Annotated in this window: 24 protein-coding genes; 13 read left to right on the plus strand and 11 right to left on the minus strand. The window is 72.3% G+C overall.

Annotated elements, in window-relative coordinates; all coding sequences use genetic code 11:
- Positions 1 to 218 precede the first annotated feature (218 nt).
- The 7 genes from ACFMQL_RS31400 to ACFMQL_RS31430 form a co-directional block, all read right to left on the minus strand.
- Entirely contained in the window at positions 219 to 1,652 is a 1,434-nt protein-coding gene (locus ACFMQL_RS31400; RefSeq protein WP_364052861.1) for an MFS transporter, read from the minus strand.
- Positions 1,653 to 1,721: 69 nt separating this feature from the next.
- Entirely contained in the window at positions 1,722 to 2,516 is a 795-nt protein-coding gene (locus tag ACFMQL_RS31405) for a glycerophosphodiester phosphodiesterase (protein ID WP_378790225.1), read from the minus strand.
- Between the two features lie 39 nt (positions 2,517 to 2,555).
- Positions 2,556 to 3,095, minus strand: coding sequence for a TrmH family RNA methyltransferase (locus tag ACFMQL_RS31410; protein ID WP_364052858.1), 540 nt, complete (start codon positions 3,093 to 3,095; stop codon positions 2,556 to 2,558).
- Complete coding sequence (locus tag ACFMQL_RS31415; RefSeq protein ID WP_364052855.1) at positions 3,092 to 3,682, minus strand: methyltransferase; 591 nt, start codon at positions 3,680 to 3,682, stop codon at positions 3,092 to 3,094. The genes ACFMQL_RS31410 and ACFMQL_RS31415 overlap by 4 nt, the downstream gene beginning before the upstream one ends.
- Positions 3,683 to 3,693: 11 nt before the next feature.
- The gene (locus tag ACFMQL_RS31420) at positions 3,694 to 4,641 is read right to left on the minus strand and encodes a VWA domain-containing protein (RefSeq protein WP_364052852.1); all 948 of its coding nucleotides are present in this window, start codon (positions 4,639 to 4,641) and stop codon (positions 3,694 to 3,696) included.
- The gene (locus ACFMQL_RS31425; protein WP_378788372.1) at positions 4,638 to 5,576 is read right to left on the minus strand and encodes a DUF58 domain-containing protein; all 939 of its coding nucleotides are present in this window, start codon (positions 5,574 to 5,576) and stop codon (positions 4,638 to 4,640) included. The genes ACFMQL_RS31420 and ACFMQL_RS31425 overlap by 4 nt, the downstream gene beginning before the upstream one ends.
- A complete protein-coding gene (locus ACFMQL_RS31430) occupies positions 5,573 to 6,574 on the minus strand; it encodes an AAA family ATPase (protein ID WP_378788374.1) in 1,002 nt (333 codons plus the stop codon). The genes ACFMQL_RS31425 and ACFMQL_RS31430 overlap by 4 nt, the downstream gene beginning before the upstream one ends.
- Before the next feature lie 56 nt (positions 6,575 to 6,630).
- Between ACFMQL_RS31430 and ACFMQL_RS31435 the strand changes: the two genes are divergently transcribed.
- Together ACFMQL_RS31435 and ACFMQL_RS31440 are read left to right on the plus strand one after the other, a co-directional pair.
- The gene (locus tag ACFMQL_RS31435; protein ID WP_364052843.1) at positions 6,631 to 7,410 is read left to right on the plus strand and encodes a hypothetical protein; all 780 of its coding nucleotides are present in this window, start codon (positions 6,631 to 6,633) and stop codon (positions 7,408 to 7,410) included.
- A gap of 58 nt (positions 7,411 to 7,468) precedes the next feature.
- Entirely contained in the window at positions 7,469 to 8,332 is an 864-nt protein-coding gene (locus ACFMQL_RS31440) for a DUF2268 domain-containing protein (protein WP_378788375.1), read from the plus strand.
- Positions 8,333 to 8,433: 101 nt separating this feature from the next.
- On the opposite strand, the gene ACFMQL_RS31445 is transcribed toward ACFMQL_RS31440, so the two are convergent.
- Complete coding sequence (locus ACFMQL_RS31445; protein ID WP_364052837.1) at positions 8,434 to 9,084, minus strand: response regulator transcription factor; 651 nt, start codon at positions 9,082 to 9,084, stop codon at positions 8,434 to 8,436.
- A complete protein-coding gene (locus ACFMQL_RS31450; protein ID WP_378788377.1) occupies positions 9,081 to 10,532 on the minus strand; it encodes a histidine kinase in 1,452 nt (483 codons plus the stop codon). The genes ACFMQL_RS31445 and ACFMQL_RS31450 overlap by 4 nt, the downstream gene beginning before the upstream one ends.
- Before the next feature lie 2 nt (positions 10,533 to 10,534).
- Here ACFMQL_RS31450 and ACFMQL_RS31455 point away from each other — a divergent pair, with 2 nt between their 5' ends.
- The 6 genes from ACFMQL_RS31455 (at position 10,535) to ACFMQL_RS31480 (ending at position 13,844) form a co-directional block, all read left to right on the plus strand.
- On the plus strand, positions 10,535 to 10,825 hold the full coding sequence (locus ACFMQL_RS31455; RefSeq protein ID WP_364052831.1) for a hypothetical protein: 291 nt from the start codon (positions 10,535 to 10,537) through the stop codon (positions 10,823 to 10,825).
- A 150-nt stretch (positions 10,826 to 10,975) separates the two neighbouring features.
- Positions 10,976 to 11,554 carry a hemerythrin domain-containing protein gene (locus ACFMQL_RS31460; RefSeq protein WP_378788379.1) on the plus strand — a complete coding sequence of 193 codons (579 nt, stop codon included), beginning with the start codon at positions 10,976 to 10,978 and terminating at the stop codon, positions 11,552 to 11,554.
- A 2-nt stretch (positions 11,555 to 11,556) separates the two neighbouring features.
- Positions 11,557 to 12,051 (plus strand): DUF2243 domain-containing protein, encoded by a 495-nt coding sequence (locus ACFMQL_RS31465; RefSeq protein ID WP_378788380.1) that lies wholly within the window; start codon positions 11,557 to 11,559, stop codon positions 12,049 to 12,051.
- Positions 12,048 to 12,845, plus strand: a complete 798-nt coding sequence (locus tag ACFMQL_RS31470) for a cytochrome c oxidase assembly protein (RefSeq protein WP_378788381.1) — start codon at positions 12,048 to 12,050, stop codon at positions 12,843 to 12,845. The genes ACFMQL_RS31465 and ACFMQL_RS31470 overlap by 4 nt, the downstream gene beginning before the upstream one ends.
- A gap of 194 nt (positions 12,846 to 13,039) precedes the next feature.
- Positions 13,040 to 13,309, plus strand: a complete 270-nt coding sequence (locus ACFMQL_RS31475) for a DUF3040 domain-containing protein (RefSeq protein WP_364052819.1) — start codon at positions 13,040 to 13,042, stop codon at positions 13,307 to 13,309.
- Between the two features lie 40 nt (positions 13,310 to 13,349).
- A complete protein-coding gene (locus tag ACFMQL_RS31480) occupies positions 13,350 to 13,844 on the plus strand; it encodes a MarR family transcriptional regulator (RefSeq protein WP_364052816.1) in 495 nt (164 codons plus the stop codon).
- A gap of 199 nt (positions 13,845 to 14,043) precedes the next feature.
- Here the strand turns inward: ACFMQL_RS31480 and ACFMQL_RS31485 are convergent, their stop codons facing one another.
- Positions 14,044 to 14,715 carry a DUF4142 domain-containing protein gene (locus ACFMQL_RS31485; RefSeq protein ID WP_378788383.1) on the minus strand — a complete coding sequence of 224 codons (672 nt, stop codon included), beginning with the start codon at positions 14,713 to 14,715 and terminating at the stop codon, positions 14,044 to 14,046.
- A 162-nt stretch (positions 14,716 to 14,877) separates the two neighbouring features.
- Here ACFMQL_RS31485 and ACFMQL_RS31490 point away from each other — a divergent pair, with 162 nt between their 5' ends.
- Both ACFMQL_RS31490 and ACFMQL_RS31495 read left to right on the plus strand, forming a co-directional pair.
- The gene (locus ACFMQL_RS31490) at positions 14,878 to 16,386 is read left to right on the plus strand and encodes a pyridoxal phosphate-dependent decarboxylase family protein (RefSeq protein ID WP_378788385.1); all 1,509 of its coding nucleotides are present in this window, start codon (positions 14,878 to 14,880) and stop codon (positions 16,384 to 16,386) included.
- A gap of 157 nt (positions 16,387 to 16,543) precedes the next feature.
- Positions 16,544 to 17,542 (plus strand): glycoside hydrolase family 11 protein, encoded by a 999-nt coding sequence (locus ACFMQL_RS31495; protein WP_364052807.1) that lies wholly within the window; start codon positions 16,544 to 16,546, stop codon positions 17,540 to 17,542.
- 576 nt (positions 17,543 to 18,118) lie between these two features.
- Here the strand turns inward: ACFMQL_RS31495 and ACFMQL_RS31500 are convergent.
- Positions 18,119 to 18,898, minus strand: coding sequence for an LLM class flavin-dependent oxidoreductase (locus tag ACFMQL_RS31500; protein WP_364052804.1), 780 nt, complete (start codon positions 18,896 to 18,898; stop codon positions 18,119 to 18,121).
- 173 nt (positions 18,899 to 19,071) lie between these two features.
- Here ACFMQL_RS31500 and ACFMQL_RS31505 point away from each other — a divergent pair, with 173 nt between their 5' ends.
- The 3 genes from ACFMQL_RS31505 (at position 19,072) to ACFMQL_RS31515 (ending at position 21,384) form a co-directional block, all read left to right on the plus strand.
- On the plus strand, positions 19,072 to 19,527 hold the full coding sequence (locus ACFMQL_RS31505; protein ID WP_378788387.1) for a MarR family winged helix-turn-helix transcriptional regulator: 456 nt from the start codon (positions 19,072 to 19,074) through the stop codon (positions 19,525 to 19,527).
- A gap of 158 nt (positions 19,528 to 19,685) precedes the next feature.
- Positions 19,686 to 20,573, plus strand: a complete 888-nt coding sequence (locus tag ACFMQL_RS31510) for an ATP-binding cassette domain-containing protein (protein WP_364052798.1) — start codon at positions 19,686 to 19,688, stop codon at positions 20,571 to 20,573.
- Positions 20,533 to 21,384: an ABC transporter permease gene (locus ACFMQL_RS31515; RefSeq protein ID WP_378788390.1), complete on the plus strand. Its 852-nt coding sequence runs from the start codon at positions 20,533 to 20,535 to the stop codon at positions 21,382 to 21,384. The genes ACFMQL_RS31510 and ACFMQL_RS31515 overlap by 41 nt, the downstream gene beginning before the upstream one ends.
- Positions 21,385 to 21,426 lie beyond the last annotated feature (42 nt).

Genomic DNA, 21,426 nt, shown 5'->3' on the forward strand with positions numbered 1-21,426 from the left:
TCCCGCGCCGAGCGTGACGTTCGCCATCAAGGAGGCCGCCTTCGGCCGGCCGGACGCCGACGACATCGTGGCCCGCCTGATCTCCGGCGTGACGGACGTGATCGCCGCCGTCGTCGGCGAACGCGTCCGCCCCAGGGTGAGTGTCGACCTGGTGGGCATGCCCGCCGGGCGCAGCGGCGTCGGCGGGGTCGTGCTCACGTCCTAGCCGTCCGTGGGCGTCAGATGCGCTCGGGGACCTCGTTGCCGGCCGCGCGGATGGCCTTGGGCAGGTTCGTCAGCGCCAGCAGCACGAAGCCGATCACGAAGAACACGATCATCGACATGATCGCGATCCGGTAGCTGTTGGTGAGCTGCAGCGCGATCGTCACCGTCAGCGCGCCGATGAACGCCGAGCCCTTGTCGCTGATCTGCAGCAGGCTGAAGTACTCGGCCTCCCGTCCCTTCGGGATGACCAGCGAGAACAGCGAGCGCGACAGCGCCTGCGTGCCGCCCAGCACGATCGCGATCGCGAACGCCATGAGGTAGAACTGCACCGCCTGCCCCTCGGCCACGAACATGGCCATCGCCACGATCGCCGTCCACAGCACGAGGCTCGCCAGCACCGTGCGCTTGGTGCCGAAGCCGCGCGCCAGCCGGCCCAGCAGCAGCGCGCCGAAGAACGCCACGAACTGCACCATGAGGATCGCGGTGATCTGCACGGTCTGCGGCAGCTTCAGCGCCTCCGACGCGAACGCCGCGCTGTTGGCGATCACCGTCTGCACGCCGTCGTTGTAGACCAGGTACGCCACCAGGAACAGCAGCGTCAGCGGATACTTGCGCAGCCCGGCGATGGTGCGGCCGAGCTGCCGGAGGCTGCCGCCGACCGAGGCCAGCGCCGTCGTCTCGTGGGCGGGCACGGGACGGTTGCGCAGCCGCAGCAACGGGATGATCGTGAACGTCGCCCACCACAGGCCCGCCGACATCATGCAGATCCGCACCGCCATGCCCTCGGTCAGCCCGAGGTTCTCGTGCTGGAGGTAGAGGACCAGGTTGAGCGCGAGCAGCAGGCCGCCGCCGAGGTAGCCGATCGCCCAGCCGCGCGAGGAGACCGCGTCGCGTTCCTCGGCGGTGGAGATCTGCGGCAGGAACGAGTCGTACACCACGACCGAGGAGCCGTAGGCCAGGTTCGCGATGACGAACAGCACGCCGCCGAGCATGTAGCGGTCGCCCTCGACGAAGAACAGGCCCATCGCGGCCAGCGCGCCGATGTAGGCGAACACGCCGAGCATCTCGCGCTTGCGCCCGGTGTGGTCGGCCAGCGCACCCACGATCGGCAGGAACACGATCTGCAGCAGCACCGCGACCGTGGTGATCAGGCCGAAGAACGCGGCCGGCCGGATGTCGGCGCCGAGCACGTCCACGTAGCCGAGGCCGGGGTTGGCGGCGGCCAGCTCGTCGAAGGCCGACACGCACGTGTCGGAGGCCACGTCCGGGAAGTCCTTGGCACAGGCCGCGGTCTTGGCGACCGGGATCAGGTAGGGGCCGAGGAAGACCGAGATGACCGCGGTGTAGAAGGCGGAGTTGGCCCAGTCGTAGAAGTACCAGCCGCGTTGCTCGCGGCGGCGCGCTGCGGGGGAGTCGTCGAGGGCCGCGGGGGGTGCGGATGCGGGCATGGTGTCGTGTCGCTCCTCTGGGGCCCTCTGCGCGGGGGCCGGGCGTGTCGGGACGGTGCCGCTACGATCTCAGGCCGCCAGGCCGGAATGCCAGAGCCCGCGGCGGTCGAGCACGTTGCGCAGGCCGGTGACGTTGTCGGTCATGATGCCGTCGACGCCGAGATCCAGCAGCTGCTCCATGCGGGCGGTGTCGTTGATCGTCCACACGTGCACCTGCATGCCGATGGCGTGCGCCGTACGGACCAGGGCGCGCGTGGTGACCCGCAGCCCGCGGAAGCCGACCGGCACCTGCGCGCAGGGGATCCCGGAGCGCGACAGGCGCGCCAGCGTGCGGCCGTAGCCGGAGGTGGTGGCGGCGGCGCGCAGCGCGGCCACGCCGCGCGGGCCGAGCGAGGAGCACACCTCCCTGCCCAGCGCCCGCCTGGCCGCCTCCAGGCGCTCGTCGTTGAACGAGGTCAGGCAGATCCGGTCATAGGAGTTGGTACGCCTGATCGCCTCGGCCAGCGGGCCGATGGCCGCCCACTCCTTGACGTCGATGTTGAAACGGATCTCCGGCCACGTGCCGAGCAGGTCCTCCATCAGCGGGATCTCGTGCACGCCGTTGATGCGCGCCTGCTTGACCGTCCGGTAGGGCAGCTCGGAGATGCGGCCGCGCCGGTCGGTCACCCGGTCGAGGGTGTGGTCGTGGAAGGCGATCAGCACCCCGTCGGAGGTGGCGTGCGCGTCGGTCTCCAGGTACGTGTAGCCGAGCCCGATCGCGCGCTCGAAGGCGGCGACGGTGTTCTCAGCGCCCTCGGCCGCACCACCGCGGTGGGCGAAGGCCAGCGGGCCCGGATGGTCGAGGAAGGCGAATCGACGGCTCAGCACGTGGAGAAGTATGCCCCTTCGTGATGAACGGTGCGGTTACGAATCGGGGAGATTCTGCCACTCCTGCCGCCGCGCCTCGGCGAGCGCGATGGCCGCCGCGACCGCCACGTTGAACGAGCCGACCCGCCCGACCTGCGGGATGTAGCAGGCGCCGTCGACGGCCTCCAGCAGGGCCGGGGAGCAGCCGTGGTCCTCGCTGCCGACCACCAGGCACACGTCGCGGTCGAGGTCGGCGCGGTGCAGCGGCACCGACTCGGCGGTCAGCTCGATGGCCAGCACCGCGTAGCCCTCCTCGCGCGCCGCCTTGACCGCCTCGGTGGCCGGGACCGGGTCGTGCCAGGTGACCAGGCGTTCTGTGCCGAGCGCGGTCTTGCCCGCCTTGGGGTTGGTGGGCGGGGTGGCGTTGCCGGCCAGCCAGATCTCGTCCACGCCGAACGCGGCGGCGCTGCGGAAGATCGAGCCGATGTTGAACGGCCCGGTGACCGACTCGACGATGAGCGCGAGCCGGTTGCCGGTGTTCCTGCGCCAGGTGCGGTTGAGCCGCTTGACGTCGGTGGGGCGCAGCTGTTTTCTCAACGGGTCACCTTCAGGATGCGGTAGGCGGCCCGGCTGGCCTCGCGTGAGGCCTGCCAGCCCTGCTCGCCGAGCCAGCGCTGCAGGGAGTCCGAGCCGAGGTGTTTCTGGACGACCAGGTGGGCCACGCCGTCGGGCGTCAGCCGGGTCAGCCACCTGGTGAGCATCTCGTGCAGCGCCTGCTTGCCGATGCGGATCGCGGGGTTGGACCAGATGGCGCGGAACGTCACGCCGTCCGGCACCTCGTCGATGTGCACGGCTCGCACGTTGCCGAGGCCCGCCTTGCTCGCGTTGCGCTCGGTCAGCTCCAGGCCGCGCCGGTTGACGTCGATCGCCCACACCGTGGCGCCGGGCGCCCGCTTGGCCATGGTCAGCGCGATGGGCCCGTAGCCGCAGCCCAGGTCGAGCAGGTCGCCCTCCTGAGGCGGCGGAGGGACGCTCTCCAGCAGCACGCGCGTGCCGACGTCGATCCGCTCGGGCGAGAACACGCCGCGGTCGGTCTCCAGCCGCAGATGCAGGTCGGGCAGGACGAGATCGACCGACGCCGGCCTGCTCGCGGTCTCGGGCTGCTCGGAGAAGTAATGGGCCACGTCGCCAAACGTTACGGGATCCGCGTACCGAACAAGACCGCGGCGCCCGCCACCAGCAGCCCGGCCACGAGCGCGGCCACGATGAACCACTGCGTGATCTCCTGGTTGACCAGTTTGTAGCCGAGCGAGGTGCCGATCTGCTCGTAGACCTCGCGCAGCTCGCTACCGGACTCGGCGGTGTACGCCCGTCCGCTGGTGCCGTCGGCGAGCGCCTGCAGCGTCTGCTTGTTGACCGGCACGTTGACCGGGCGGCCGTCGATGTTGACCGTGCCCTCCTGGGTGCCGTACGCGATCGTGGAGACCGGCACGCCGGCCTGCGCGGCCGCCTCGATGGCCTCGCTGACCGAGCGGCCCGAGGTGTTGTCGCCGTCGGACAGCAGCACGATCGCGGCCGGCGGCGGGTCGGTCGCGGCCTGCTGGTCGAACGAGCGCACCGACTCCAGCGAGTTGAACACGGCCTCGCCGATGGCGGTGCCGGGCCGCGTGGTGAGGTTGCCGAGCGCGGTGATCACGGCCTGGTGGTCGGTGGTGGGGGAGACGATCACGTTGGCCGAGCGGGCGAAGGAGACCACGCCCACGTTGAAGCGGTCGGGCAGCTCCTGCGCGAACGCCTGCGCGGCGGCCTTGGCGGCGCTGATGCGGTCGGGCTGCACGTCGTCGGCGTCCATGGACAGCGAGATGTCCAGGGCGATGATGATGGTGGCGCGGTCGCGGGGGACGCGTACCTGGTCGGCGGGCTTGGCGGCGCCGATCACCAGCAGCGACATCATGACGAGGAACAGCGCGGGCGCCACGTGGCGGCGCCAGCCGGGCCCTGCGGGGGCGACGAGGTCGAGCAGGGCCAGATTGGTGAAGCGGACCGTGTAGCGGCGGCGCGCGAACATGGCCGCCACGTAGCCCGCCACGAGCAGCAGCACCAGCACGAACAACCACAGCCAGCCGGGGGCGAGAAACGTCATGCGGTCGGTCTCCTGTGGGCGAGGTGGCTCATGCGGCGCTGGCGCAACACGAACTGCGCGACGTCGAACACCCAGTCGCGGTCGGTGCGCAGCACCAGGTGGGCGACGCCGGCGCGGCGCAGGGCCAGGCGGGTGCCCTCGCGCTGCAGGGCCGCCGCCTCCGCGTACGCCTGCCGGATTTTCGGCGAAAGGTGCACTTCGCGTACGTTCCCGGTCTCGGGGTCGGCGAACGCGACCCGGCCCACGTCCGGCAGCTCCAGCTCGCGCGGGTCGATGACCTCGACGGCCAGCACCTGATGGCGGGCCGCCAGCCGCCGGATCGGGCGCTCCCACGGCCGCTCGGCGTCGGGGTCGAGGTCGGGCCTCGCGTCGAGGAAGTCGGAGACGATCAGCCGCATGCCGCGGCGGCGGCGCGTGGCGTTCAGGATGTCGATGCCCTCGGCGAGGTCCGGCGGGTCGGGCACCACGCGGCCGCGCGGCGCGTCCATGAGGGAGTGCAGCAGGCCGTAGAGCGCGGGGCGGCCGGTGCGGGCGGGCATGCGGTGGACGTACTCGTCGTGGATGACGAGCGCGCCGAAGCGGTCGCCCATGCGGCTGGACAGGAACCCGATCGCGCCGACCGCCGCGACCACCAGGTCGCGCTTGTCGGTGTCGGCGGTGCCGAAGTCCATGCTGGGCGACAGGTCGGCCAGTGCCCAGGTCTCCAGCTCGCGGTCCGCGATCAGGTCGCGTACGTGGGGGATGGTCGTGCGGGCGGTCACCGCCCAGTCCATGCGGCGCACGTCGTCCTCGCCCGGCACGTAGACCCGGCTGTCGCCGGACTCGCTGCCGGTGCCCGGCAGCAGGCCCTGGTGCGCGCCGTGCAGCAGGCCGTCGAGCCGGCGGGTGACCGTCAGCTCGAGCCGCCGCAGCGCCTGTTCGGCAGTGGTGCTCAACGGTTCTGGTTCCAGACGACGAGGGGAGGGGGCACGGCGTGCAGGATCTGCTTGACGACGTCCTCGGGATCGACCCCGTCGGCCAGGGCGTCGAAGGTGAGCATCAGCCGGTGTGCCATCACGTCCACGGCGACGTCGCGTACGTCGTCGGGCAGCAGGTAGTCGCGCCCGCGCAGCAGCGCGAGCGCCCGCCCCGCCGACACCAGCCCGAGCGTCGCGCGCGGGCTGACCCCGACCTCGATCGTGTCGCTGAGGTCGGGCAGGCCGTACTCGGCCGGGCTGCGAGTGGACATCACCAGCCGCACGACGTAGTCGGCGACGAGCTGGTGCACCGAGACCTGCTCGGCCGCCTTCTGCAGCTCCAGCAGCTTGGGCGGGTCGAGCACGCGCTCGGGCACGGGCGGTGTGACGCTCATGCGGTGCAGGATCTCCAGCTCCTCGTGGGCGCTGGGATGGGGGACGCGCACCCGGAAGAGGAACCGGTCGCGCTGCACCTCGGGCAGCGGGTAGACGCCCTCGGACTCGATCGGGTTCTGTGTGGCCAGCACGATGAACGGCTTGGGCAGCGGATGGGTGACGCCCGCGAGCGTGACCTGGCGCTCGGCCATCACCTCCAGCAGCGCCGACTGCACCTTGGCGGGGGCGCGGTTGATCTCGTCGGCCAGCAGGAAGTTCACGAAGACCGGGCCGAGCTCGATATCGAACTTCTCGTTGGAAGGGTGGTAGACGCGGGTGCCGACGATGTCGCTCGGCACGAGGTCGGGAGTGAACTGGATCCGGGCGAACGTGCCGCCCACGACGGTGGCCAGGGTGGAGGCGGCGAGGGTCTTGGCGACCCCCGGCACCCCTTCGAGCAGGCAGTGCCCGCGCGCCAGCAGCGCCACGACGAGGCGTTCGACCATGTGGTCCTGGCCGACGATGACACGCCGGACCTCGTCGAGACTCTGACGCAGCAATGCCGCGTCGTTTCCGCCTGGCAACTCTTCGGCGACGCTCATGACGCCCATTCCACCAAACGCGCCGCAAACTCGCACGACGCCACGTCTGTGCTTACATGGCAAACGTGGCAAGTCCCCTGCAGTACGGCGACCCACCCCGGCTGGGGCCCTACGTGGTGCAGGCGCGCCTGCACAGCGCGCCCGCCGGCTTCGTGTACCTCGGCCAGGGCCCCGACGGGCGCGCCGTGTCGCTGGCGGTGCTCACCCGGGGCGCCGCCTACGACGCCGCGGCCCGCGACCGGTTCGTCACCGCCATCAAGGAGGCGGGCGGCCGGGAGCGGTCGGGCGTGCGCGGCTGGCTCACCCGTCCCGCCAGGCCGCGTACCGGCGGCGCCGTGCTCGAGGGCATGCCCGAGGTGCTCATGTACGACGGCGGGCGGGCGCCGTGGGTGGCGGTGCCGTACCAGCCGGGGCGGCCGGGCGCCGAACGGTTCCTGGAGCCGGTCATGGTGGGCGGGACGCTCATCGGGCAGGCGCACGGGCCGGACTTCGTGCCGTACTGGCTGACCGACCGCGCCCCCGCGCTGCCCGGCCCGCCGCGCCCCCGGCGGCCGCTGACCGAGACCCGCAAGCGCGTGCTGCTCGCCGCGCTCGCCGTGATCATCCTTCTGCTGCTCGTGGTGGCGATCCTGCTCATGCTGGTGTTCGGGCGGCAGGACAGCCAGCCGCAGCCGCGCCAGCTCCCGCCGACGGTGTTCGTGCCCACGCCGCCGCCGACGCCCGAGACGCCCAACCCGCAGCCCTCGCCGTCCGAGTCGCCGTCGCCGTCGGAGAGCGGGCAGCGCACACCGGGCCGCTCACCCGGCGAGGACCCGGGTGACGAGGCCCCGCTGTGACCGGGCGGCGGAAAACCGTTTGAGCCTCACGTAACGTGAGGGTTTAGCGTCCGGGGCCATGGAGTTCATCGTTCACGACACCCTCACGCCCATCGCGTCCCTGCTGGAGCAGCCGCTGGAGCGCAGGCCGGACGCGCTGCGGGAGATCCTGGAGCCGATGCGCGCGCAGATCCCGATGCCGGGCGACATCGTCGACATCCACCACCAGGGCGGCGGCTTCCGCGTCGACGCCGACGACCCGCGCTACCTGCCCGCCGTGCGCCGCATGATCGAGCAGGACGTGCTCGGCCAGGTGAAGCACGAGCTGGAACGCGCCTCGCAGGCGCTCGGCGACGCCAAGCAGCCCGGCAAGCTGGACGTCTACCTCATCATGGGCGACCCCGGCAACGAGCACCTGATGAAGACGTCCGGCGGCTACTACGGCATGGGCGCCGGCACCGGCTACATCTACCTGCTGGCCTGGCCGTCCGACGAGGTCATCGGGCGGATCTCGCACCTCGCGGTGCACGAGTTCCACCACCACGTGCGCTTCTCCAACGTGGAGTGGAACCCGGTCGCCGTGACCGTGGGCGAGCACGTGGTCGCCGAAGGGCTGGCCGAGGCGTTCGTCCGCGAGCAGTCGGGGCCCGAGGCCATGGGTCCGTGGTCGTCCATGGTGACCGGGGAGGCGTTCGAGGGCGCCTTCGCGAAGATCATGGCCGACTTCGACCTGCAGGGGATGCAGAACACGCCCGCGTACGTGCTGGGCGACACCATCGCGCGCCGCTTCGGCGGCGAGCCGCGCGGCATCCCCGACATGGCCGGGTACGCGGTGGGCCTCCACCTCGTCGACCAGGCCCTGGCCGCCACGGGGATGAGCGCCGCGGAGGCGACCGTCGTACCGGCCGCCGAGCTGCTGCGGCGCGGCGGCGTACGCAAGTGATCCGGGCGCCGCGCCGCACGCTTCCGGCGCGGCGCCCGATCAGCCGGGGGAGACGCCAGCCGGGGGAGACGCCAGCCGGGGGAGCTGTCAGGCGGGAGACGTCAGCCGGGGGAGACGAAGCCCGACTCGTACGCGGCGATCACGGCCTGGGTGCGGTCGCGCGCACCCAGCTTGGTCAGCACGTTGCCCACGTGCGTCTTGACGGTCTCCTGGCTGACCACCAGTGCGGCGGCGATCTCCTGGTTGGACAGGCCCTTGGTCATCAGCCGCAGCACGTCGCCCTCACGCTCGGTCAGCCGGTCGATGCCCGGCACCCGCTCCGGCGAGCCCGCCCGTGACCGGCGGCCGGCCAGGGCGCGGATCGCGGCGGGGAACAGCAGCGAGTCGCCCGCCGCCACCAGGCGCACCGCCTGGACGAGATCGTCCGGCTTCGTGCGCTTGAGCAGGAAGCCGCTGGCGCCCGCGCGCAGCGCGTCGTAGACGTAGTCGTCGTTCTCGAACGTCGTCACCACCAGCACCTTGGGCGGCTGGTCCAGGGCCAGCAGCCGCTCCGTGGCTCGGATGCCGTCCACGGCGGGCATGCGGACGTCCATCAGCACGACGTCGGGCCGCTCGCGGCGGACCACGGTCAGCGCCTCCGCGCCGTCGGCGGCCTCGCCCACCACGGTCAGGTCGGGCTCGGAGTCGATGATGATGCGCAGGCCGGCGCGGATGAGGTCCTCGTCGTCGGCGATCACGACACGCAGTGTCATGGACTCGACCGTAGCGGCAGGCGGGCGGCCACGCGCCAGCCGGTTTCCGTGGGACCGGCCTCCAGGTCGCCGCGCAGCAGCCTGACCCGCTCCCGCATCCCCGCCAGGCCCCGTCCGCCGCTCAGCCCGCCGCTCTGGACGCCGCTCTGGATGCCGCTCTGGACGCCGCTCAGCTTGCCGCTCTGGATGCCGTCGCCGCGCCGCCCGTCGCACGGGTTGACGACCTCCACGCGCAGGTCGCCGCCGTGCACGGCGGCGGTCAGGCGGATGGGGCCGTGGGCGCCGTGCTTGATGGCGTTGGTGAGGGCCTCCTGAACGATCCGGTACGCCTCGCGGGACACCACGGCCGGCACCTCCGACAGGTCGCCCACCTGCTGGTCCACGGAAGCGCCCGAGGTGGTGATGAGGTCGCCGAGGTCGTCCAGAGTCGCCTGCGGCGCTCTGCCGCGCCGGTCGTCAGGGCGCCCGGCCGGGCCGTCGCTCGCGTTCCCGGCCGTACGGGGGCTGTCGCTGGTGTCCCCATCCGTACGGGTGCCGCCGCTCGGGTCCCCGGCCGTACGGGGGCTGTCGCTCGGGTCCCCGGCCGTAGGGCGCCCGTCGCTCGGGTCCCCGGCCGTTCGCGGCGCGGCGTCGTCGTCTCTGAGCAGGCCGAGGACGTGGTCGAGATCGGCGAGGGCGGCGCGGGCCGACTGCTCGATGGCGGCCAGCGCGCTGCGCGCCGTCTGGGGCGCGCCGTCGGAGCCGCGGTCGAGGACCCGCCCCGCCGCCGCGGCCTGCAGGGTGACGACGCTGAGCGCGTGGCCGACGGAGTCGTGCAGCTCACGGGCCAGGCGGTTGCGCTCGGCCAGCGCGCGGGCGTGCTCCTCGGCGGCGGCCAGCCGTTCGGCCGGCGTGGGGCCGAGCAGGACGGGCGCGAGCCTGGCCAGCAGCGCACCGGCTCCGGCCGCCAGCGCGACCAGCCCGGCCAGCAACGCCACTCCGGCCAGCGCCCACAGGAACGCGTTCCAGCCCGGCGCGATCTCCAGCCCCATCGTCTGCGTGGGCGGGCCGGTGAAGAACACCACGACCGTGAAGATCGTGAACGGCACGATCGCCAGCGTGCAGCCGCTGACCACGCCGCCGACGCCCAGGTGGAGCGTGAACCAGGCGGCGGTGCGCCGCCGCTCCTGCCAGGACCGGCCCGGCTGCCGGGGCGGGGTGAGCACGCGGGCTCCGAGCAGGCCCTGCGCCGCGCTCACCTCAAGCCCGCGTATCGGCAGGAACAGCCCGGTCACCGCCACGACGGGCAGCATCGCGAAGAACACGCCGACCTGCGCGGGCAGCAGCAGCAGGTTGGCCGTCCTGCCGCTCCCCAGGCCCGCGATCAGGCTGCCGACCATCATGTACGGCATCAGCAGCGCTCCGCCCAGGATCAGGCACGACCACCGGCGGGCCAGGTTCCGTATCACCTATGGGATTGTATGCCGTCGAATTCACCGCGTTTATGCCGATGAATGCGCGGCCGGTGACGTATTTCCCCTTTTCCGGTGGCGTGGCGCTCCAGGCGGTTTCGCTCGCGTGGAAAGGCGGCCTGACCTGGCTTGATCCGCTTTATCGGGACCTGATCAAGGGTGCGTCGCCGTGCTCGGTCGGCGAATTCTCCGCCGGTCGCCGATTTGCATCGATGGCCGACGATCCGAGGCGGCGCGTTCGTCATCGGCGTGCTGGACGGCCGGTCGAGCCCCCCGCGCGGACCGGCTGATCGCCTCGCTGCGCTGGGCGCCAAGACCACCCGGAGCCGCTCATCCAAGGACGTCGTCTGCCGAGGCTCCGCGTTCGGTAATCGGTTCGCCGGGCGGGCGTGTCCGCCTTCGGCCGGGGTAGGCGGCCCCGTACTCGAAGGAGGACAGACATGACGAAGACGGCTCCGGAGAAGATGGCCGAGACGGACGTCATCGACCTGCTGGTGGCCCAGCACGGCGTGATCAGGGACCTGTTCGACGAGGTCGAGCAGGCCCCCGCCGGGCAGCGGGGCGAGGCGTTCACCCGCCTGGTGCGCATGCTCGCCGTGCACGAGACCGCCGAAGAGGAGATCGTCCACCCCTACGCCCGGGGCAAGATCGACGGCGGTGACGGCGTCGTCGAGGATCGGCTGGCCGAGGAGAACCAGGCCAAGCAGCTCCTCTCGCTCATGGACGAGGCCGGACCCGACGCGCCCGACTTCATGGAGAACCTGCTGATGCTGCGCGGCGCCGTCGAGGCGCACGCCCGCGCCGAGGAACGCTACGAGTTCAACAAGCTCATCGCCCAGACCACCGAGGCCGAGCGGCGCAGCATGGCCGCAGGCGTCAAGGCGGCCGAGGCCATGGCGCCCACCCACCCGCACCCCGGCACCGAGTCGGCCACCAAGAACGTGCTGATGGGCACGCCGATGGCGATGATGGACCGCGTCCGCGACGTCATCCGCAGGACCATGGGCAAGAACCCCTGACCATGACGGCCCCCAAGGGAATCGGGCTGCCCGGCACGATCCTCGGGATCGGGCTGGGCGGCTTCGTCGACGGCATCCTGCTGCACCAGCTGCTGCAGTGGCACCACATGCTCAGCAGCCGCTACCCGGTCGACACCGTGCCCGGGCTGCGGATGAACACGGTGTGGGACGGGTTGTTCCACACCGTGACCTGGCTGGCCGTGCTCATCGGGCTCGGCCTGCTCTACTCCCGGGTGACCGCCTCGCGCGGCCGGGTGTGGCGCTCGCGGACGCTGTGGGGCTGGATCCTGTCCGGCTGGGGGCTGTTCAACCTGGTCGAGGGCGTCATCGACCACCACCTGCTCGGCGTGCACCACGTCCGTACGGGGCCGGGACAGCTCTGGTGGGACCTCGGGTTCCTGGTGCTCGGAGTCGTGCTGCTGGCCGCCGGGTGGGGGCTGCGCCGCGGCGGCGACGCGCTCGACCTGTGCCGCGACGCCGAGCCCGCACCGCGATGAGCCACGGGCACCACGACCACGTCACGGCGCTGCCGGTCGTCGCCGTGCTGCTCGTGGCCGCCGCGTACCTGATCACGGCGGCCCGGCCCGGCCCCAGGAGGTGGAGCCGGTGGCGCTCCGCTGCGTTCCTATCCGGACTGGCGCTGCTCGCCGCCGGTCTGACCGGGCCCGTCGCCGCGCTGGCCGCGACCGACTTCCGCGGCCACATGCTGCAGCACCTGCTCATCGGCATGCTGGCGCCGCTCGGCCTGGTGCTGGGCGCGCCGATGACGCTGCTGCTGCGCACGCTGCCGGCCGCCCGCGCCCGCCGCCTGGCCGCGCTGCTGCGCTCGCGCGCCGTCCACGCGGTCGCGAACCCCGTCGTCGCGCTGCTGCTCAGCGTCGGCGGGATGGTGATCTTGTACAGCACCCCGCTCTACCGGCACAGCACCGCCGACCCCGTGCTGCACGGGGCCGTCCACGTGCACTTCCTGCTGGCCGGGTGCCTGTTCGCCTGGGTGATCGCCGGGCCCGACCCGGCTCCCCGGCGGCCGTCCGTGCCTGCCCGGCTGGTCGTGCTGGGCGTGGCGATCGCCGTACACGCCGGGCTGTCCCAGCTCATGTACGCCGGCGTCGGCGTGGACCTGCCCGTACCCGCCGAGGAGCGGCGCGGCGCGGCCGAGATCATGTACTACGGCGGGGACCTGGCCGAGCTCCTTCTCGCCCTGGCCCTGGCGAGCGCCTGGCGCCCCCGCCGCCGCGTCACCGCTCCCGATGACGCTTGCGCACCCTCACGGCCCCTCGCATCCTCCTGACCCGGCCGCTCGCGGACGCCGGCGGCGGAACGCCCCACATCACAGGTTCATTGCAGTATGCAAGGTTCTCTTGGTCTCCTTGATCAGTCCGGCTGGAATGTCAGTCGTCGTCAGGATGTCGAGCATGGCGCGAAGCGGGGAGTACACGGGGGCGTGTCCTGGGTGCCGCTCTTGGGCCGCCGAGGAGATGAGGCATGGGTCTATCCCGGGAAGAGCGTCGGGCACTGGAGGAACTGGAGAAACGGTTAGCGCTCGATGAGCCCGAGCTGGACGCGCTGCTCTCCGGGAAGGCCGGTCACCACCGGCGGCGCGGGTCGGCCATGCATGTCTGGCTCATGCTGATGCTGCTCACCTGCGCGATCGTCATGATGGGGATCGTGCTGCTGATCACGACGGGGGAGCGGGAGTGTCCGGGGGTGCCGTTCAGCTCCTGTGAGAGGGCGCCCGCGCGGCAGGAGGGGTAGCGGCGGTACAACTGTGGACATGGGTGACATGTCCTCAAACGTGGGGACACACGTCGCCGGCCAGGATGACGACCTGTCGGCCGTCGTCACGGCCGTGCTGAGCGGGTCCCGGCTGCTCGTCGCCGTCGCCGCGAGGTCGCTCGGCGCGGTCGAGGACCGCATCACGCTGCCGCAGTTCCGGATGATGGTGCTGCTGGCCGGGCACGGCGAGACCAAGCTCGTCACCATGGCCGAGCTGCTCGGCGTCAACTCCTCCACCGCCATGCGCATGGCCGACCGCCTGGCGGCCGCCGGGCTGGTCGTCCGCGAGGTCAACCCGCAGAACCGGCGCGAGAGCCTAATGCGGCTCACCGGCGAGGGCCGGCGCATCGTCGACCAGGTGATGGAGCGCCGCCGCGCCGACATCGGCGCCATCGTCGCCCGCATGCCGGCCGAGCAGCGCCGCGCGCTCGTCTCCGCCATGAACGCCTTCAACGCGGCGGGCGGCGAGTCACCGGACGCCGCGCCCCGCCCGCTCGGCCTGCAAGACGTCTGACCTGCGGGGCTCTCCGCCGTCGCCCGCCGTCTCGCCGCCGGACCGGTGGGGTGGTCAGGTGGGAAGCCGCTTCAGCGTCCAGCCGTCACCCGGCCGCCCCTGTGCCCGCCCTCGCGGCAGGCCGTCAGCCCCACCGGCAAGCGGGTTCAGGCGGCCGGACGGGTGCGCGGAGGCGGTTCGTGCGGCGGGGTGGTTGGCGTCAGGCCGTCGGGTCGGGGAAGCTCTCCGGGGTCGTCAGGCCCGTGCTCTCCAGCAGGCGCTGGTGGTTCAGCACCGCCTCGTTGCACTGCTCGGCGAAGCGGCGGACCAGCGTGTTCTGGGTGCTGCCGCGCACCTTGCCGATCAGGCCGAAGACCTGGCCGTGCGCCAGGCGCAGCCATTTGACGTACGTGGCGTCGTACGAGGAGCCGGTGCTGCCGGAGATGTCGCTCATCCAGCGCTGCTGCTGCTCGGTGGGCTTCACCGGCAACCTGACCTCCAGCTTCGATGCCACCTCGCGGACCTGCTCGTCCAGCGTGTGGTGCTGGCTCGCGATGGTCTCGCTGACCTGCCTGACCTTGGCCGATGTGGCGCGCTGCGCGGCGTCCTGGGCCATCGGCATCTCCCACAGGCCGGCGAGGCGCACCTTGCGGATGAGGTCCCGGTCGAGCTCCGACAGCGGCCCCCACTTCGTCTGCCAGGTCCCGGTGTCCTCTTCCTCCTCCGCGGGCGGCGCGGATTCGGAGGGCTCCGCTGCGGGAAACGGTGTTTCGCTCGCCAGTTCGGCGAGTGCGGCCGTGTCGGCGGTGGGCGTCGGCGTGTAGCCGGCGCACGCCGTCAGCGGCCAGAGCGCGGCGATGCCGCAGACGATGAGTACGCGTCGGGGTCCCATGATCATCGTCCCCTTCCCCGGCCTGAGACGGCCGTCATGGTGAGGTACGCCGCCGGAGGCGGGGCCGTTCATGGCACTGTGCGAAGTCGTATGGGAGCTCGTGGTCCCCGGGTGCACCGGCGTCCAAGCCCGACGAGCTCGTTTCCTCCTAAGGTGCCGGGCATGACGGAACTCGATGTGAACCGGCCCGAGATGGCCGGACTCGGCCGGCAGGCCGTGGACGCGCTGGCCGACTGGCTCGATGCGCTGGAGAAGTCGCCCGCCAGCGACTACACGCCGGCGGAGTACCTGGCGGAACGCCTGCGCCGCCCGCCGGCCGCCGGGCCGGGCGACTTCGGCGAGCTGGTGGAGACGTTCCTGCGCGCCGCCGGGCAGGGCGTCAACACGGCGGGTCCCGGCTACCTCGCCTACTTCCCCGCGGGCGGGCTGTACTCGGCCGCGCTCGCCGAGCTGCTGGCCAACGCCGTCAACCGGTACACGGGCCTGGCGCAGATGGCGCCCGCGCTGGTCGCGATGGAGCACGGCGTGCTCACCTGGCTGTGCGAGCGCTTCGGGCTGCCGCCGGGCGCGGGCGGCATCACCACCAGCGGCGGATCGACGGCCACCCTGTCGGCGGTGCTCGCCGCCCGCCAGAGCCGCCTCGGCGACGACCTGACCGGCGGCACCCTGTACGTCACCGCGCACACCCACCACTGCGTGGCCAAGGCCGCCCGCATCTGCGGCCTGCCCGCCGGCGCCGTGCGCCAGGTGCCGATGACCGGCGACCTGCGCATGGACGTGCGCGCCGCCGCCGAGCTGATCGCCGCCGACCGGGCCGCGGGGCTGCGGCCGTTCCTGCTGGCCGGGACCGCGGGCACCACCGGCACCGGCACCATCGACCCCCTGCCCGAGCTGGCCGGGCTCGCCGCCCGTGAGGGGCTGTGGTTCCACGTGGACGCGGCCTACGGCGGCGGCTTCCAGCTCACCGAGCGCGGCCGGCCGCTGCTCGCCGGCATCGAACGCGCCGACTCCATCGCCATCGACCCGCACAAGAGCATGTTCCTGCCGTACGGCACCGGCGTGCTGCTCGTCCGCGACCCGGCCGCGCTGCACGCCGCGCACGCCGACGGCGGCGACTACCTCCAGGACCTCGCCGCGATGGACGGCCTGCCCGACTTCGCGAACCTCGGCGTCGAGCTGACCAGGGAGTTCCGGGGGGCTGCGGCTGTGGCTGCCGCTGCACCTGCACGGCGTGGACGCCTTCGCCCGCGAGCTGGAGGAGAAGCTCGACCTGGCCGCCGTGGTGCACCGGGAGCTGGCCGCCGATCCCCGCTTCGCGGTGCCGTGGCGGCCGGATCTGACCGTGGTGGTGTTCCGGCTGCGCGAGGGCGACGACGAGCGCAACCGCCGCCTGCTCAAGGAGATCAACGACACCCGGCAGATCTACCTGAGCAGCACGAACGTTCAGGGGCGGCTCTACCTGCGGCTGTGCGTGCTCAGCTTCCGTACGCACGCCCGCCACGTCGAGCGCGCACTCGACATCATCAGGGCTGCGGCCGACGCCGTGACGGCAGTGTGATCGTCAATTTTCGGGGTAGCCACGAAAGTTTCACGGCCTTCGTGGGGGACGATTCCGCAGCTTGCTGCGGGTCTGTGGTCAAGTGGGCTTCACAACGAGCAAGAGGCCGTTGACAGACACCGGAAGCGAGTCCGATACTTTCGCCAGCTTCCCGATATTTTCGGAAAGCGACTCGCTCTCACCCATCGTCGATCCGGGGCCCTTGAGGCCATGGGGCGCGTACCCGCGCGCCCGCATTCCCGCCGCCATCACGCGAGGAGGAAGCACCCCATGAACGGCGCACCCCCCTATCCACCGGGCCGCAGGCGCCGGTGGCGATTCGCCGCCCGCGCGTTAGCCGTCATCGCGGCCCTGGGCGTCGCGATGCTCCCCAGCGTCGCCCACGCCGCCGTCACCACCAACCAGACCGGCAACCACGGCGGCTACTTCTACTCCTTCTGGACCGACGCTCAGGGCACGGTCTCCATGGAGCTCGGCTCGGGCGGTAACTACAGCACCTCCTGGCGCAACACCGGCAACTTCGTCGCCGGGAAGGGCTGGGCCACCGGCGGGCGCAGGACCGTGACGTACTCCGGCAGCTTCAACCCGTCGGGCAACGCCTACCTGACGCTGTACGGCTGGACCAGGAACCCGCTCATCGAGTACTACATCGTCGACAACTGGGGCACCTACCGGCCCACCGGGACGTACAAGGGCACCGTGACCACGGACGGCGGGACGTACGACATCTACCAGACCACCCGCTACAACGCCCCGTCCATCGAGGGCACCCGCACCTTCGACCAGTTCTGGAGCGTCAGGCAGCAGCGGCGCACGGGCGGCACCATCACCGCCGGCAACCACTTCGACGCCTGGGCCCGCGCCGGCATGCATCTGGGCAGCCACGACTACCAGATCCTCGCCACCGAGGGCTACCAGAGCAGCGGCAGCTCCAACATCACCATCGGCACCGGCGGCGGTGACAACGGCGGTGGCGACGACGGCGGCGGTGACAACGGCGGTGGCGGCTGCACCGCGACCCTCTCCGCCGGCCAGCAGTGGAGCGACCGCTACAACCTGAACGTCTCGGTCAGCGGCTCCAACAACTGGACCGTCACGATGAACGTGCCGTCCCCGGCGCGGATCATCGCCACCTGGAACATCAGCGCCACCTACCCGAGCTCCCAGGTGTTGCAAGCGAGACCCAACGGCAACGGCAACAACTGGGGGGTGACGATCCAGCACAACGGCAACTGGACCTGGCCCACCGTCTCCTGCAGCGCGGGCTAGCCTTCTCCCCCTCCTGAGAACCCTGTGGCGCGGCGGTCGCGAAACACCGCCGCGCCACAGCGCTGCCCGCCCCGCCACGGCGCTCCGCTACAGCGCCCCCGCCCTATCACGGCGCTCTGCTATGGCGCTCTGCCACGGCGCCTGCCGGGCCCCGCCCTGCTACGGCGCCGCTCGCCACGCCATGGCGCCCGCTCGCCGCAGCGCTGCCTGCCCGCCTCCGCGTTGCCCTTCTCGCCGCGCTCGCCGCGGCACCGCCCGCTACGCCATGGCGCCCGCCCGCCTCTGTGCTGCTCGCTCTGCGCCGCGCTGCTCGGACCTGCCACGGTGCCCTGCTGGGGTGCCGCTTGCTACGCCATGACGCTCGCTCGTCGCAGCGTCGCCTGCCCGTTCCGCCACGGCGCCGCTCGCCTTGCCGCATTGCCCTCCTCGCCACGCTCGCCAGGGCTGGCCAGGGTTGGCCAGGGCTGGCACGCCACGGTGCTGCCCGCCCCGTCAGGACGCGGGGCCGACGCGGCGGGCGGCCACGATGGGGGCGCGGGACCGGCGTGGCGAGGCGGCCGCGATGGTGGTGCGGGGTCAGCGGGGCGGGCCGGCTGCGATCGTGCGGCGGGCGTCGGCGACGCCGCCGCGCCACCAGCCCATCGCCTCCACCCACCAGGTCATCCCGGCCGCCGCGTACCCCTCGACGAGCCCGTCCGCCGCCCGGCCCTCCAGCGCGATGTCGAACCCGTCCAGCGACCCCCGCTCCTCACCCAGGAAGTCGACCACCCGCGCGAACTCGTCCACCGGCACCGGCGGAAGATCGTGGCCGTAGTCGCGGAACGTCGGCATCGCGCCGTCCCAGCGGGCCGCGCGGCGGAAACCGGCCTTGGTGGGCCAGCGCCCTGGACACCAGATCGGGATGCGCGGCCGCTGCACGGGCGTCGGCGGCAGCCGCTCCCACAGCCGGGTCAGCTCGTCGAGGCCCTGGTCGAGCTTGGCCGCGCGGACCTTCAGATCGGGGTCCTCGCCGAAGTCGGCGTACTCGGAGTCCAGCGACCCCAGCCCCGCGCCGAACACCAGCCTGCCGCCGGACAGCCGGTCGAGCGAGGCGGTCTCCTTGGCCACCGTCTGCACCCGCCGCCGGGGGAGCGCGGTCATCAGGATGCCGAGCCGGACCCGGCTCGTACGCGCGGCGATCGCCGACAGCGTCACCACCGGGTTCGCGACCGGCCAGCTCGGGTCGTGGTAGAGCAGATGGTCCCAGAGATAGACCGCGTCCCAGCCGTGTTCCTCGGCGGCGACGCCGAGCTCGGTCAGCAGCGTGGGGTCTCCGAACTCGCCGACGTTCGGCAGTCCGACAGCGAAGCGCACCATGAGCCAAGGCTATGCCCGCGACCGCCGTCACAGCGGCTCTCGCCGGTGTGGCGCTCTGCCGCGAGCGTCGCGCCGACCGGCCTCCTCGGCTGGAAATCACCGCAACCGACTGGCAAACGTCCCTTGACCTGCATATTTCACGATACATCGTAAGCAGAGCTAATATTTCGGGCATGAGTACGGACGAGGATCTGCCCGGTGCGTTCGCCGGCGTGCTGCTCGGCCTCAACCGGCTGATCCGGCGCCGCCTGCGACAGGGCCTGACCGGGCCGCGGCTGCGCGGCGCCCAGGTCGAGCTGCTGCGCCTGGTCGCCGACAACCCCGGCATCAGCGTCTCGGCCGCGGCCAGGGAGCTCTACCTGGCGGGCAACTCGGTCTCCACGCTGGTCAACCAGCTCAGCGGGGCCGGGCTGATCGGTCGCGAGGTGCGCAGGGACGACCGCAGATCCGCCAGGCTGCTGCCCACGCCGGAGGGCGAGGCGCGGCTGCGGGCCTGGCAGGAACGCCGCACCGCGCTCGTACGCGAGCACCTGGCACGGCTCGGCGAAGAGGACCTGGCCGCACTGGAGGCCGCACTCCCGGCCATGCGCCGCCTGGCCGAGAGCCTGCAGGAGGAGGTGACGGCGTGATGACGGACGCCGACGGCGTACGAGACCATGCCACGGGGACCGCCCACGACGGCCCCGCCCACGACGGCCCCGCCCACGGCGGCGGGCACTGTGGCAGACACAGTGGCAGACACAGTGGCGGGCACTGTGGCAGACACAGTGGCGGGCTGGACGGCGAGGTGAGCCGCTACGGCGGGCGGGACGGCGGAGCGGGGCACGGCGGCGCGCCGGAGAGCGGGGCCGATGCGGAGGCGGCGGCGGTCTCGTGTACGGGGCTGCGCTACTCCTTCGGCGAGTCCACCGCCGTGGACGGCCTCGACCTGACCGTACGCTCCGGCGAGGTGTTCGGCCTGCTCGGCCCCAACGGCGCGGGCAAGACCACCGCCATCAGGTGCATCACGACGCTGCTTCCCGTGCCCAAGGGCATGGCGCGGGTGTTCGGCCTCGACGTGGCCGCCGACAGGATGCGGGTGCGCCGCCTGCTCGGCTACGTCCCCCAGCAGCTCTCTGCCGACTCGGGGCTGACCGGCAGGGAGAACGTCTCGCTCTTCGCCCGCGTCTTCGACGTGCCGAGGCGCGAGCGGCGCGCCCGCGTCGACCAGGCGCTCGAGGCGGTCGGGCTCGCCGACGCCGCCGACCGGCTGGCGAAGACGTACTCGGGCGGCATGGTGCGCCGCCTGGAGCTGGCCCAGGCGCTGGTCAGCGCGCCGCGCCTGCTCATACTCGACGAGCCCACGATCGGGCTCGACCCCATCGCGCGCACGGTGGTGTGGGAGCACATCATGGCCGTGCGCGCCGCGACCGGGATGACCGTCCTGGTCACCACCCACTACATGGACGAGGCCGACCAGTACTGCGACCGGGTGGCGCTCATGCACAAGGGCCGGGTACGCGCGTCCGGGACGCCGCGCGAGCTGACCGACGACCTGCGCGCCCGGCGCGGCGGCGGCCCGGCGCCGACCCTGGAGGACGTCTTCCGCGACGTCGCCGGCAGCGGTCTCAACGAGGAGGGAGGGGAGTTCCGCGATGTCCGCCGTACCCGCACCACCGCCTCCCGCGTCGGCTGACGGCTCGCTCGCCGCGCCGCTAGCCACCCCGCCGCAGGACCGGCCCGCCTGGCGGGTGGTCCCGGCCAGGCTGGCCGCGATGTGCGTGGTCGAGCTGCAGAAGCTGCGCCACGACCGTACGGAGCTCTACACCCGCGCCGTCCAGCCCGCGCTGTGGCTGCTGGTCTTCGGCGAGACGTTCACCCGCATCAACGTGATCCCGACCGGCGGCATCCCCTACCGCGACTACCTCGCGCCGGGGATCATCGCGCAGTCCACGATGTTCATCGCCATCTTCTACGGCATCCACATCATCTGGGAGCGCGACTCGGGCGTGCTGACCAAGCTGCTGGTCACGCCGACGCCGCGGGCGGCGCTGGTGGCGGGCAAGGCGTTCGCGGCCGGGGTGAAGGCCATCGTGCAGGCCGCCGTGGTGGTGGTCATCGCCGCGCTGCTGGGCGTGCACCTGGGCTGGCATCCGCTGCGCCTGCTCGGGGTGGTGGTGACGGTGCTGCTCGGGTCGGCGTTCTTCGCCTGCCTGTCGGTGACGATCGCCGGGATCGTCCGCACCCGGGACCGGTTGATGGGCTTCGGGCAGGCCATCACGATGCCGTTGTTCTTCGCCTCCAACGCGCTCTACCCGACGACCACGATGCCGGACTGGCTGCAGGTGGTCAGTGCGGTCAACCCGCTCAGCTACGAGGTGGACGCGCTGCGCGGGCTGCTGCTCGGCGTACCGGCGCACCTGCCGCTGGACTTCGCGGTGCTCGCGGTGGCCGCCGCGGCGGGGATCACGGCCGCGGCCGCGCTGCTCGGCCGCCTGGCCCGTTAGAGCCGGTCCGTTGCAGCAGGTCGCAGCTCGTTTAACCCGATC

This window comes from Nonomuraea fastidiosa (assembly GCF_042751225.1).
GTDB classification, from domain to species: Bacteria; Actinomycetota; Actinomycetes; order Streptosporangiales; family Streptosporangiaceae; genus Nonomuraea; species Nonomuraea fastidiosa.

Excerpts from the sequence above, each read along its gene's own strand:
- ACFMQL_RS31455 (WP_364052831.1), top strand. The coding sequence starts at position 10,535 with ATGGGATTGTATGCCGTCGAATTCACCGCGTTTATGCCGATGAATGCG.
- ACFMQL_RS31495 (WP_364052807.1), top strand. The coding sequence starts at position 16,544 with ATGAACGGCGCACCCCCCTATCCACCGGGCCGCAGGCGCCGGTGGCGA.
- ACFMQL_RS31465 (WP_378788380.1), top strand. The coding sequence starts at position 11,557 with ATGACGGCCCCCAAGGGAATCGGGCTGCCCGGCACGATCCTCGGGATC.
- ACFMQL_RS31440 (WP_378788375.1), top strand. The coding sequence starts at position 7,469 with ATGGAGTTCATCGTTCACGACACCCTCACGCCCATCGCGTCCCTGCTG.
- ACFMQL_RS31400 (WP_364052861.1), bottom strand. The coding sequence starts at position 1,652 with ATGCCCGCATCCGCACCCCCCGCGGCCCTCGACGACTCCCCCGCAGCG.
- ACFMQL_RS31505 (WP_378788387.1), top strand. The coding sequence starts at position 19,072 with ATGAGTACGGACGAGGATCTGCCCGGTGCGTTCGCCGGCGTGCTGCTC.
- ACFMQL_RS31460 (WP_378788379.1), top strand. The coding sequence starts at position 10,976 with ATGACGAAGACGGCTCCGGAGAAGATGGCCGAGACGGACGTCATCGAC.
- ACFMQL_RS31430 (WP_378788374.1), bottom strand. The coding sequence starts at position 6,574 with ATGAGCGTCGCCGAAGAGTTGCCAGGCGGAAACGACGCGGCATTGCTG.
- ACFMQL_RS31435 (WP_364052843.1), top strand. The coding sequence starts at position 6,631 with ATGGCAAACGTGGCAAGTCCCCTGCAGTACGGCGACCCACCCCGGCTG.
- ACFMQL_RS31475 (WP_364052819.1), top strand. The coding sequence starts at position 13,040 with ATGGGTCTATCCCGGGAAGAGCGTCGGGCACTGGAGGAACTGGAGAAA.
- ACFMQL_RS31485 (WP_378788383.1), bottom strand. The coding sequence starts at position 14,715 with ATGGGACCCCGACGCGTACTCATCGTCTGCGGCATCGCCGCGCTCTGG.
- ACFMQL_RS31515 (WP_378788390.1), top strand. The coding sequence starts at position 20,533 with ATGTCCGCCGTACCCGCACCACCGCCTCCCGCGTCGGCTGACGGCTCG.
- ACFMQL_RS31445 (WP_364052837.1), bottom strand. The coding sequence starts at position 9,084 with ATGACACTGCGTGTCGTGATCGCCGACGACGAGGACCTCATCCGCGCC.
- ACFMQL_RS31420 (WP_364052852.1), bottom strand. The coding sequence starts at position 4,641 with ATGACGTTTCTCGCCCCCGGCTGGCTGTGGTTGTTCGTGCTGGTGCTG.
- ACFMQL_RS31500 (WP_364052804.1), bottom strand. The coding sequence starts at position 18,898 with ATGGTGCGCTTCGCTGTCGGACTGCCGAACGTCGGCGAGTTCGGAGAC.
- ACFMQL_RS31470 (WP_378788381.1), top strand. The coding sequence starts at position 12,048 with ATGAGCCACGGGCACCACGACCACGTCACGGCGCTGCCGGTCGTCGCC.
- ACFMQL_RS31490 (WP_378788385.1), top strand. The coding sequence starts at position 14,878 with ATGACGGAACTCGATGTGAACCGGCCCGAGATGGCCGGACTCGGCCGG.